Genomic DNA, 12,166 nt, shown 5'->3' with positions numbered 1-12,166 from the left:
CTATAGATGACTGTACCGGAACAGTTTGCACTGTTGTTGTATTCATCGATGAGTTTGACATGGCTAAATCGATTTGCTGATAAATGGAGCTCTATATACTAATCAGGGAAAATCAGAAAATTTATGATAATCTTGACGAACTGATATACATCACAGCAGGTTGTGGGCCTTTGCTGACTAATAAGCATTGTCAAACCAGGCTTGCTGATCAGCACTATCTTTAAGCACTACGAGATAGTTATGATGGTGTCGGTCAATCACTAACACTTTGTTCCCCCGTTTAGGAGTAACTGTTGCCCAATTTGGTAAGGTGGCATTGACTGTAACTAAATTACGAGCTGGATCTAGGACATCGACTTGACCGATTTTGCCTTGGTTTTCCTTGGGAAGGGTGGCAGATGAAACTGTACCTTGACAGCCAATTAAGCGATCGCTACTGGTATCTTCTCCAAAGGAGGCGAAAATTTTTCCTATCGGTCGAGAGATGAATCCTCCGGTAACTAGGGTCAGGAACAATGACATTACTGATACCACCCCTGCCAAAAACCCAGTGGGAATACTGCCAGTAACACCACCAATCATGACATTGAACATCCAGCCGAAAAGTCCCAAAAGACTACAGTCTGTTGCCAAGAGTAAAATTAGGGGGGCTTTGCCGATACCTACCCATCCTAGAATTTCAATACCACCTAAATCATCATCGGCATCAGTATCTGTATCAGTACCGACATCCACATCTACATTGAGATCCACATCTAGATCTAGATCTGCATCTATATCAATGTCATCGTCTCCGCCACCAGAAACAATGACTAACAGAAACAGTAGAACTCCCATACCCAAAAAGATCCAGTAGGGGAGGTTGGCTAGGTTAAATAGCATGGGTGTATGCGATCGCGTTTTTTGAATGAATTGTTGCTCTATATATTCAGCCTAACGACTGCTTTCTTGGAAATCGGGAAAATGTATAGTATTTTTAATGTTCTTGAAAGATTAACCATTAGCCGATATTCCGGACTTTAAAGTCTCACAATCACAATTAACTGAGAAAGGAATAGAAGGCTATCGCTGATCCGAGAATGTATAGCAAATACCCAGGAGTGCAACAACACTGGTTTGTGGTAGAAAGTCAGAAGCCCAAGGAGTCTGACCTAAAGCAACTGCAGAAGAAACTTAGCCATTGCAACACCCCACTGGCAAACCAAACTACAGAAATTGAGCGTGCAAGAGTTGGCCTGTGAGCCAGATGCATGGGCTGGTCTCGATCAATTTGAACAGCGCTTACCCTGGCATCGACTGGAGACCCGCACTGTGGTGTCGAAACCCCACTATCAGAAACGGGGCAAGCCCAAAGCTCGAACCCAACCGAACGACATCACCTATCACGTTCAAGCCCACGGCAGTCGCTCATGGCGGAAAACCCCAAGACCGCTTAGGTGCGCTTGACCCGTAATTAAATTCGCCACGGGTCGCACCTCTGCATCGCTTTAGAAATTTTATCTAGAAAATCTTGCCTTTTTTATTCATTATTTTCTCCATAGCCGTAAGTTTATTTTTTCGGATAAAAATAATTTTTAAGGCTTGCTTTATAGTGATATAAATAATTTTTTTTTCACAACTTTGCTATTTCGTTATTAAATTAACTGATTTTTTTAATATCAATAAATTAATAAAAATCCCTGATTTTCGGAGTTTATCTATTTTTATAACCCTCTTTTTACCTATAATTTTCTGTTGACTTTCTCTTTTTTAAGCAGATAATTGTATTTCGGCTAATTTCCAAGATATGACTAGCTTGAGTTTTTCCCATGGCATCGTCAATAGCACTCATGACTTTTGTTCTTAAATCGTAACTGTCAGAAACTAGGCTTTTATTAATTAATTAATAACCATTGACTTGATGACTAGTATGTCCTATTATTTGCTTCGACTGCTATAGGACGGAACAATTTGAGGGTTGGTAAACAGTAGTAAAAAGTTTAACAAAGTCTAACAATCTCTAGAATTATTTGTTAGACTTAAATAATGGCATTAGTACCAATCCGTAAGGCGGTCGAACTTACGGGACTCTCCAGGAACACCTTAAGGAAGTACGCAGACAATGGCACGATCAAATCTGAAAGAACCCCAAGCGGATACAGGCTCTTTGACACAGGTAGTCTCCAACGCCTTGGGAAAAGCCAAGGAATTCAACGGGCTACAATCTGTTACTGCCGAGTCAGTAGTAGCAAACAATTTGACGACCTTGCCAGACAAGTTGCCTACATGCACTCCCTCTTCCCGCAAGCAGAAATCATCCAGGACATCGGTTCAGGACTTAACTACAAACGCTTTGGTCTTAGAACCATACTGGAGCGACTTATGCGCTGTGATCAGCTCACGATTGTTGTTGCCTGTAGAGACAGACTTACCCGATTTGGGTTTGAACTCATTGAGTACTTGGTTAGAAGTTACCGTAAGAGTAGTGCAGCCTTTATAGTTGGTAAATTATGCAGCATAGGGTAAAGGTTTTGTAGTAAGGCTGCACTACTCTAAGGTTTCATCTCCGGTCAGTCTCAACGGTGGAAAAATCTTGGTTCTCGACCAACCTGAAAGTTGTCCAGAATCCGAGCTTACCGCAGATCTTCTCTGAATCATTCACGTCTTCTGTTGCCTTGTCCACGGACTCAGGAAGTACGGGTCAAAAATCAAAAAAGATCCGGATATTCCTGGATGCACAGCAGAGGGCGACTGTCCGTAAGTGGTTCGGAGTGTCCCGGTATGTTTTTAATAAAACCGTCAAAATACTGCAAAATGGCGAAATAAAAGCTAACTGGAAAGCCCTTAAAACCGGAATATTGCATGGTCTTCCTGAATGGTGCGGGACAGTGCCTTATCAGATTAAATCCATAGCGATTAAGGATGCTTGCACTGCTGTTAGGGAGGCGAAGAAAAAATCTAAGAAGACTGGGCAAATTAACCGAGTTCGATTTAGGTCTCGTAAGAATCCAGTTCAGTCTTGTTATATCCCGAAGTCAGCTGTCTCAGACAAAGGTGTTTATCACACAAAACTAGGTAGATTGACCTTTGCTGAGACAGTCCCCGATCAGATTGGGGACTGTCGATTAACTAGCACCAATGGGAACTACTACTTAACAGTTCCCCACAAGACAACTCAAATTAAGACCGAAAACCAAGGTATAGTAGTGGCTTTAGACCCCGGTGTTAGGACATTTTTGACCTTTTTTAGTGAGACTTCTGTTGGTAAGATTGGGAATGGTGACTTTTCTCGGGTTCAGCGACTTTGTTCCCATCTCGATTGCCTTTTGTCAAAAATAAGTAAAGCAAAAGGCAAGCAGAAATATCGGATGAGAAAAGCGGCCAGACGGATAGTCATCAAGATCAAAAATCTGATCAACGAATTACATCACAAAGCTGCCCGATTCCTAGTAGATAACTTTGATGTGATACTGCTTCCTACTTTTGAAACTTCTGAAATGTCCAAAAAAGGAAACAGAAAAATCAGATCTAAAACGGTTCGCAACTTACTATCATTTGCTCACTATCGTTTCAAAGAGTTTCTCAAGCATAAGGCTCAAGAGACAGGGAAGTTTGTAGTTGACGTCTGTGAAGCTTATACCAGTAAAACTGTTAGTTGGACTGGCGAATTAGTAAACATTGGCGGTAACAAGACTATTAAGTCAAGAATTGATGGTCAGGTAATGGATTGACCTTTGGTCACGCTTCGCGAACGGGACATCAATGGCGCGCGAGGAATTTTTCTTCGCGCTTTGGGAGATACCCCCTGGCTGAGAAATCAGCTTGCATTGGCGGGCTAAGATGTACTTTGGTAGATTTTGGTAGCTAAAAAGTATCGGTAAACGAGTGCTCGACAAAGTCAAACAGATGGGCAAGGCGGTCTCGCGGTTGTATCTGATTTGGGTTGATGGAGGCAATAGTTGTGAGCCTTTGATCATGTGGGTCATGGATTTGTGCGGTTGGATGGTACAATTCTTACTCCGACCCCAACAGACCAAAAGCTTCGTACTGCTTAAAAAGCGTTGGGTAGTGGAGCGCACTTTTGGTTGGCTGATGGGATGCTGTCGATATGGTCAGAGACTTATGAGTTATTGGCTCAAACATCAGAGACATTGATTTATCTGGCTATGATACGGATCATGGATCGCCGCTTGGCCTAAAATTTGACCTCTGATCACTTGTGAAACATCCTCTTAGTTCAATCAGTAATATTCTTGATGCGGCAATTTCAATTTATATATGAAACAAAAACTGACCTGGTGGCAAATAGCTAAACAAGGGCTGACTTATCTTTTCATGTTAGGTCTGAGTACTTTTCCCTCAGAGGCAGTCGCTGAGACCTTTCGTCTCAGGGAAGCAACAATCGCAGAGATTAACCAAGCTTTTGAGAAGAATGCACTCACTTCCGAACAATTAGTGCAACTTTATCTCAATCGTATTGAAGCCTATGACGATCAGGGACCGAAAATTAATGGGCTAATTTCTATCAATAACAATGCCCTTAAAGAAGCAAGGGAGTTAGACCAAGAACGCCAGCAGAAAGGACCGCGAAGTCCTTTACATGGCATCCCCATCATTCTGAAAGATAACTATGACACTACCGATTTACCCACAACAGGAGGATCGGTGCTGCTGGAAGGTTCCTTACCCCCCGATGATGCTTTTACTGTTAAGAAGTTGCGAGAGGCAGGAGCCATTATTCTTGGTAAAGCAAACATGAGTGAATTTGCTGAATCCTATGGTAGGCTAGGTTACAGTTCCCTTGGGGGACTGACACGCAATCCCTACAAATTAACTCGTGATCCTTCGGGTTCGAGTGGAGGCAGTGGGGCTGTAATTGCGGCAAATTTTGCTGTTTTAGCCACCGGAAGCGATACTTCAGGCTCAATTCGTGGCCCTGCAGCAGTAGCAGGTCTTGTCGGTATCAAACCCACTCAGGGACTGGTTAGTCGAGATGGTATTATCCCCCTAACCCTCTCCTTTGATAGTGCAGGCCCTATGGCTCGAACCGTGACAGATGCAGCGATCGCTTTGGGTGTAATGGCAGGGGTTGATCCCAATGATTACCGTACCCTGGAAAGTGTTGGGAAAACATATAAGGACTACACCCAGTTTCTCAATAAAAAAGCCCTAAAAGGGGCAAGAATTGGGGTGGCGATTGATTTTCGGGGTGGGAACCCTGAGGTAGATGCTGCAACTGATGCAGCAGTTGCTAAGCTGAGGGAATTAGGTGCAACAGTTGAGTCGGTGGATTTCTCTCCCAAATTGGAAAACCTCTGGCCTTTCATGGAAGAGGTAACAGAGGCTGAGTTTGAACCCCAGATCGATAGTTACCTCAAAAACCTCCAGCTTCCATTCCCTGACACCCTGAGGGAAATGTATTCGATGAGCTTATCTAACCCATTAGTCAATTCAGAACAGGCTCTCAATCCCGGTCGCGTCGGAGGGTTTGGAGAGTCTTTAAAGCATCCAGAACTGGCTGATACCGAATATCTTTATATTCTCCATTTCGAGTTTCCCAGGGTTCGCCAGGAGATTTTATCGATTATGAATGCCCAAAATCTCGACGCGATTATTTGGCCCACCATGACTTGTCCTGCCGGTCCGCTCTATAATGTCGAGGATCCAACCTATCAATGTGCCTCAAATGACCCCTACATACCAGGGTACTTAGCCAATGTTTCTGGTTTTCCCGGCATTTCCGTGGCAATGGGCTTTACTGAGCAGGGATTACCCCTAGGACTGACTTTCTTTGGTAAGCCTTACAGTGAGCCTACCTTACTGGGATTCGCTTATGCTTATGAACAGGCAACCCAGTTTCGGCGACCTCCAACAACCACTCCTGCTTTGCCTGGTGAAAATTTTGACTATTAGTGGGTAACTGAGATTTTTTGGGATCTAGACAAGTACAGACCAAATCACAAATAACTGAGTATCAAGGTACTACTAGTGCTGCTAATGAGCCAATCGGAACTATTTTAGATGGCCTAATTCAGCAATCTAGTAACAACCAATAAATCAATCGAAATCATTCACAAACCTCTACGAGTTATTGTAGGGGTTTTTCTAATCTCCTCTCCAACCTGCAGAATGTGGGTTTAAGCATTCAGCCACAAGACTTAAGATTTCTTGGGGATTGTCGGAATTACTAGGAAAATTCCGACAATCAACACTTTAATTAGTAGTGGAGCAAAAACAAAGCTTAGCAACAGGCAAATTATCACTATTAATAATGATGCCACTTTCAAGATTTCTTCTGTAGTGTTCAGAGAAAGGTAAGTAGCTACTGCGGCAATCACCAGACTGATTAGTAAGGGCATATACTCAAGGGTTGAGTCACTAAATACTTATCAGGGTTAACCCTTAACTTTTATGACTGAGGTTGGCTTTTTGTAACAAAACTTAACTTAAGTTAATGTACAGGAGTTTTGGCGTTGCTTAAACTACAGATGATAGGACTTAAAAACAGTCTGGGTTTCTATAGCAAAGCATGAGCCCACAACACTAAGCCAAAAAAACTAAAAATTAGCAATAAAGCATCCCTTCGCACGGGAAAACTAAAGGGTACAACTACTAGATACCTGTAAGTAAGCGATGAACTTTAGCTTTAACTTTTTTGATCTGTTCTGGATTTTTCTAATCATCTCGTCGTTGCAGCCCTTGTGGCAACGTCGCCAGATGCAATATAGACGTTTTCGAGCTTTGCAAGAATTCGAGGAGAACCGCAAAAGTCGGTTAATTTTACTGATTCACCGACAAGAGTCTATTAGCTTGTTTGGCATCCCTGTGTCCCGCTACATATCTATTGAAGATTCTGAACAAGTGCTCAGGGCAATCCGTCTAACTCCACCAGATGTTCCTATTGATCTTATTTTACATACTCCTGGGGGATTGGTGCTGGCTACAGAACAAATTGCTAGAGCTTTAATTCGTCATCCTTCTAAAGTTACTGTCTTTGTACCCCACTATGCCATGAGTGGTGGTACTATGTTAGCCCTAGCCTCTGATGAAATTGTGATGGATGCCAATGCTGTCCTTGGACCAGTTGACCCTCAACTAGGGAATACTGCTGCTAGCATTCTCAGAGTTGTGGAGCAAAAGCCCCTTGAGAGTATTGAGGATCAAACCTTGATGATGGCTGATTTGGCAGGTAAAGCCATTAAGCAGGTGCAACGTTTCGTGCGAACGTTGCTGCTAGACGATATCCCTAAGCAGAAGATTGACCCAGAACACATCGATAGAATTATTGACTTTCTTACTACTGGTCAAATCACCCATGACTGTCCGATTACTGTCGAGGAAGCCTCTGAACTAGGTCTACCTGTCACGGTTGGTCTACCTAAAGCTATCTATAAACTAATGGATTTGTACCCCCAACCTCAAGGTGGACGTCCATCGGTACAGTATATTCCTCTGCCCTATAAACCTACTCCTACGTTACCGGATACCACCAGCAGACCGTTATCGGACAAGTAGTAGAAATTTTTGATAATGGTGGAATGATGAGATAATCGGGTGAGGTGGATAAACTCAATTGCTCCACTCAGGACTCAGGACTCAGTAATCATTACTCGTACTGGGGCTAAAAACCTTAGGGAAGCCCTACCATACGATTAAACCATCTGAAGAAGGAGAATTTAGGATAAATCTGGCAGGGCATACATCAACTTATCCCAGCATATCCCAATTTGGTTTTTTTTTGTCTTTTTCAGATGGCAATTAGTAATTAGGTAAGCTATCAGTTATCAGCAATCAGCTAGGAGCAATCAGCCATCAGCCATCAGCCATCAGCCATCAGCATATGCGCTACGCGCACGCGTGCGCGTTCAGCAATCAGCTATTCCCATTAGCCGTAGGCCAGGCTAAGGGAACGAGACTTTTGAATAAAATAAGCTGACGGCTGACCGCTGACTTCTGAATACTTACGTAATTGGTAATTTGATCAATCTTAACTTTCCCAGTCCTAACCGAATTATAGGATAATACAATTGAGGTATGCGTTTGTCTCTGAGCCTTGATTCAATCTGAAACCTTAGAACTACTGGAATGGTCCCGCCTGTGCCAACACCTGGCTACCTTTGCGGCTACTAAGCTGGGAGCCTTTGCGGCTCGTTATCTCCACCCCCCAGCAACTCAACGGGAAAGCCTAGACCTGCTAGCCCAAACCAAAGAAGCCTACCAACTGGAAACTAGTTTAGACACAGGACTAACCTTTGACGGCATTCAAGATATTGGTGAATCTCTTGATAGAGCAGAGCTCCAAGGCATTTTGTCCGGTGAGGAACTATTAGCGATCGCAACAACCTTAGCTGGTGTGAGGCGTCTACGGCGGTTTATTGAAGACCAAGAGGATGTAGAAATTCTGAAGGAACTGGTGGCTGACAGCCGCACCTACCCAGAACTTGAACAAGAAATTCACCGTTGTATCGATGACCGAGGCGATGTAGCTGACCGGGCAACCCCGAAGCTGGCAGGGATTCGGACTCAGATGAAATCATTACGAGACCGAATTTATGAAATCCTCCAGGGGATTGTCCAGCGTAAAGGGGGCGCATTACAGCAACAGTTAATTACTCAACGGGGTGATCGGTTTGTACTCCCGGTTAAAGCTCCCCAGAAAGATGCTATTCCTGGTATTGTTCACGATACGTCTAGTACCGGTGCCACCCTATACGTGGAACCGAAGGCCATTGTTAGCTTAGGCAATCAACTGCGAACCCAGCGGCGGCAAGAACAAGTGGAAGCGGAAGCAGTACGTCGTGCCTTGAGTGAACAAGTAGCAGCAGTTAAGGCAGACTTGGAACGGTTGCTGGTTGTAGCAACTACCCTAGATTTAGCTACCGCTAAGGCAAGGTATAGTCTGTGGTTAGAAGCCAATCCCCCCAGATTCATTGACCGCAATCAGAATGAAAGCATTACTCTGCGGCAACTGCGCCATCCTCTACTGGTGTGGCAGCAAAAACATGAACAAGGCACATCAGTTGTTCCGATTGATGTCCAGATTCAGTCCTACATTCGGGTAGTTGCTATTACCGGTCCCAATACTGGCGGTAAAACCGTTACCTTGAAAACCTTTGGTTTAGCGGCACTGATGGCAAAAGCTGGTTTATTTGTGCCAGCAAGGGAACCAGTAGAACTGCCTTGGTTTGAGCAAATTCTGGCAGATATTGGGGATGAGCAGTCTATAGAACAGAGTTTATCCACTTTCTCGGGTCACATTCGTCGGATTAGTCGGATTATTGAGGCGATAACTACCCCAAAAGAAGAGTTGCAAGTTGGCAGGGAGTTGCAAGTTGGCAGGTTGAAGGTTGTTCGCGAAGCGTGGCCACAAGGCCAAGGTTTTCCAGACAACATTCAACCGGCTAACCTTGAACCAGATAACCTTGGCCAAAAGGCCACGCTACGCGAACAATCGGCCAACATTCAACCGGCCAACATTCAACCGGCCAACCTTAAACAACCTTCAACTCCTCGTGCGTCACTCGTACTATTAGATGAAGTAGGAGCAGGGACTGACCCGGCAGAAGGTAGTGCATTAGCGATCGCATTACTGAAATACCTGGCAAACACAACACAATTAACCATTGCGACTACCCATTATGGGGAACTCAAAGCACTAAAATATCAAGACGAGCGGTTTGAGAATGCCTCGGTGGAGTTTGATGATCAAACCCTGTCACCAACTTACCGTTTATTGTGGGGTATTCCCGGTCGCTCCAATGCCTTGAGCATTGCTAGACGCTTAGGGTTAAACCCATCGGTGGTGGATCAGGCTCAAACCCTTTTGGGGGGAGCTTCGGAAGATGTGAATCAGGTAATTGCGGGTTTAGAAGCTCAACGGCGCACTCAGGAAACTAAAGCCCAAGAGGCCAATCAGTTACTGCAACAAGCTGAATCTCTCCATCAGAAACTCTCTGAACGGGCAAAACTTTTGCAGGAGCGGGAACGGGAATTGAAGCTTTCCCAGGAACGGTCTGTGCAAGATGCGATCGCAGAAGCTAAGAAAGAAATTGCCCAAGTGATTCGCCAGTTGCAGCAAGGCTCCCAAACTGCTCAAAATGCCCAAAAAGCCACAAACGCTCTTAAGGAGATTGCCCAGCGTCAAATCCCAGCCGCACCGCCTCCTAAACCAAAACCAGGATTCCGTCCCAAAGTAGGCGATCGCATTCGCATTCCCCGATTGAATCAGACAGCTGAGATCCTCAGTGCCGCAGATAATGGGGAGCTAACGGTACGCTTTGGCTTAATGAAAATGACCGTTGCCCTAGCAGATGTGGAATCTTTGGATGGACAAAAACCCGAAAATGTGGTAAAAACTACATCAAAACCAGATCCTGCCCCAACTCTAGTCTCGCCGCCAGCTACGGCTGTGCGCACCTCAAAAAATACCATTGATATTCGAGGAAGTCGGGTAGCTAATGCAGAGATTGACATCGACCAAGCAATATCTAAGGCGATAGACTTTGGAGTACTCTGGATTATTCATGGCAAAGGAACTGGTCGATTAAGACAAGGTGTCCACGCTTTCTTGGAACAGCACCCTCTAGTGGAGCGTTTTAAGCTAGCCGAACAATCTGATGGTGGGACTGGTGTTACCGTTGCTTACCTTAAATAAGTTAACAGGTTAGCCGGTTAGCGGGTTAACAGGTTAGCCGGTTAACAGGTTAGCGGGTTAACAGGTTAGCGAGTTAGAATGCAATGCGTGAACATTCAACCTTCTAGCCTTCAACCTTCTAACCTTCAATCTTCTAACTTTAAACCAAAGCTTTAGCAGCAGGAAACATACCTTAATCTTTGGTAGTCCTGTTTCCAAACCTGTAACAGCGACGGGTAAACCGAATTTGCTTTACTAAACTAAAATTATGGTTTCCACTGTCAAGATGCCAAAATCACCTCCTGCTTGGGAGGATTTGCCTCTGAGTCAAGCCGCAGACTCAATCGATCTCGATAATATCAAAACCCAGCTAGATTTAGTCTTGCTTAGTCTAGAAGCTCTAGCAGGTATTGGTTCAGAGGAGATGCTGCAAGCTGCTGCTGAATTAAATTTAGACTCAATGATCACAGACCGAGTAGCATTGTGGCGTCTGCGTCAGTCTAATCCCCTGCGCAAAAGTTCAGGAGGCCGGAAAAAGCTGGATGTGGAGGAAGCGCGATCGCTAGTTTTAATCATCTGTCACTTGGCTAAAAACCATCAAGAATTGATCCGTCGTGCGGTGGCTTTACTCGAACAAATGACACAACAAAACAGTGAACCTCATCGTGCTGCTTTATTAGGAGATTATTTAGATAACTTTAACAACACTTATCGAGAGCGGATGGCCCAAGAAGAAAAGGTATCAACTGATAACCTAAAGCAACTGGCTCTTAAACTATTAATCAATTTACTCTTCTATAGTGGTTCCAAAGGTCATCAGCGTTTATGGTTAGCCTTATTAGGTAAAGTATCTTAAGAATTGTATGCAGGAAAATATAGCATTTTTATTTGAGATGTAAAACTAGGATTAATGGGAACTTCGGAACAGGGGACTTCGGAACAGGGAACAGTATAAAATATCGATGCAGCGCCGACCTGAGGGGGGTTCGCCCACTCGCTATTGAATTAAGACTATCCGATGTTTTTTGGTGTTATGATAAATCAGCATTTGGTTTTATGATCTATTTGTAAATGCTATAGAAATCAACAATTAACGATTAACGATTAACAATTAACAATTAACAATTAACCAATGACTAATACATAATCACCAATGACCAACATAGTCCTGCGACGTTACACTCCTCCTACCTGTACCCTATCAATTTGGGCAAACCGCTCACCCTTATCCCGCTGGGTGGGGCAATCTGTGGTGAAGAAGTTGCGGTTTGAGTTGCGTTTTGATGACCCCCGCAAGCCAGAAGAACAACAGGTAACCTTACGAGGCAACGCAGAAGATTTAGATGTGTTGTATGAAGCGGTAGATGGCTATGTTCAGCACTTCCTTGAGCCGTCCCCAAAGCAACTGGTTGCCTCTGGAAACTCTAAGGCCGTAGGCCACGCTACGCGATCGGCTGAGGTTACTCCCTTAACTCTCCTAACTCTTCCAACCCCTCAGGAAGAAAATGCCACAGCAGTTCCAACTCAGGAAATCCATCTGCAATCGAAAGGGTA

The 12,166-nt window shown here is 44.2% G+C and carries 12 protein-coding genes; 10 read left to right on the top strand and 2 right to left on the bottom strand.

The annotated features are described in order from the left end of the window. Positions 1 to 177 precede the first annotated feature (177 nt). Positions 178 to 882 (bottom strand): OB-fold-containig protein, encoded by a 705-nt coding sequence (locus F6K20_RS07605; RefSeq protein WP_008191480.1) that lies wholly within the window; start codon positions 880 to 882, stop codon positions 178 to 180. A gap of 197 nt (positions 883 to 1,079) precedes the next feature. On the opposite strand from F6K20_RS07605, the gene F6K20_RS07600 reads away from it, so the two are divergent. The 6 genes from F6K20_RS07600 to F6K20_RS07575 all read left to right on the top strand — a co-directional run bounded on the left by F6K20_RS07600 (position 1,080) and on the right by F6K20_RS07575 (position 5,892). Then, on the top strand, positions 1,080 to 1,241 hold the full coding sequence (locus F6K20_RS07600) for a hypothetical protein (RefSeq protein WP_008191478.1): 162 nt from the start codon (positions 1,080 to 1,082) through the stop codon (positions 1,239 to 1,241). Beyond that, complete coding sequence (locus tag F6K20_RS07595) at positions 1,222 to 1,446, top strand: hypothetical protein (RefSeq protein ID WP_008191476.1); 225 nt, start codon at positions 1,222 to 1,224, stop codon at positions 1,444 to 1,446. Before F6K20_RS07600 ends, F6K20_RS07595 begins: the two co-directional genes overlap by 20 nt. 579 nt (positions 1,447 to 2,025) lie before the next feature. Next, entirely contained in the window at positions 2,026 to 2,505 is a 480-nt protein-coding gene (locus F6K20_RS07590; protein WP_008191475.1) for an IS607 family transposase, read from the top strand. A 56-nt stretch (positions 2,506 to 2,561) separates the two neighbouring features. Further along, the gene (locus tag F6K20_RS07585) at positions 2,562 to 3,710 is read left to right on the top strand and encodes an RNA-guided endonuclease InsQ/TnpB family protein (RefSeq protein WP_008191473.1); all 1,149 of its coding nucleotides are present in this window, start codon (positions 2,562 to 2,564) and stop codon (positions 3,708 to 3,710) included. Between the two features lie 154 nt (positions 3,711 to 3,864). Further along, positions 3,865 to 4,134 carry a DDE transposase gene (locus F6K20_RS07580; protein WP_008191471.1) on the top strand — a complete coding sequence of 90 codons (270 nt, stop codon included), beginning with the start codon at positions 3,865 to 3,867 and terminating at the stop codon, positions 4,132 to 4,134. Between the two features lie 123 nt (positions 4,135 to 4,257). Beyond that, positions 4,258 to 5,892: an amidase family protein gene (locus F6K20_RS07575; protein ID WP_008191468.1), complete on the top strand. Its 1,635-nt coding sequence runs from the start codon at positions 4,258 to 4,260 to the stop codon at positions 5,890 to 5,892. A gap of 245 nt (positions 5,893 to 6,137) precedes the next feature. Here F6K20_RS07575 and F6K20_RS07570 read toward each other — a convergent pair whose 3' ends face one another. Next, the gene (locus F6K20_RS07570; protein WP_008191463.1) at positions 6,138 to 6,338 is read right to left on the bottom strand and encodes a hypothetical protein; all 201 of its coding nucleotides are present in this window, start codon (positions 6,336 to 6,338) and stop codon (positions 6,138 to 6,140) included. A 274-nt stretch (positions 6,339 to 6,612) separates the two neighbouring features. Between F6K20_RS07570 and F6K20_RS07565 the strand changes: the two genes are divergently transcribed. The 4 genes from F6K20_RS07565 to F6K20_RS07550 form a co-directional block, all read left to right on the top strand. Beyond that, positions 6,613 to 7,494, top strand: a complete 882-nt coding sequence (locus F6K20_RS07565) for an SDH family Clp fold serine proteinase (protein ID WP_287248683.1) — start codon at positions 6,613 to 6,615, stop codon at positions 7,492 to 7,494. 538 nt (positions 7,495 to 8,032) lie between these two features. Then, positions 8,033 to 10,633, top strand: coding sequence for an endonuclease MutS2 (locus F6K20_RS07560; RefSeq protein WP_287248681.1), 2,601 nt, complete (start codon positions 8,033 to 8,035; stop codon positions 10,631 to 10,633). Positions 10,634 to 10,880: 247 nt separating this feature from the next. Beyond that, on the top strand, positions 10,881 to 11,468 hold the full coding sequence (locus tag F6K20_RS07555) for a DUF3038 domain-containing protein (protein WP_287294286.1): 588 nt from the start codon (positions 10,881 to 10,883) through the stop codon (positions 11,466 to 11,468). 297 nt (positions 11,469 to 11,765) lie between these two features. Continuing rightward, positions 11,766 to 12,166: DUF4335 domain-containing protein (locus F6K20_RS07550; RefSeq protein ID WP_287294284.1), on the top strand; the 401-nt coding region annotated here is incomplete at its 3' end.

The sequence above is a fragment of the Moorena sp. SIO2C4 genome, assembly GCF_010672485.1.
Lineage (GTDB): Bacteria > Cyanobacteriota > Cyanobacteriia > Cyanobacteriales > Coleofasciculaceae > Moorena > Moorena producens.
This window is presented reverse-complemented; position numbering and strand designations above follow the sequence as displayed.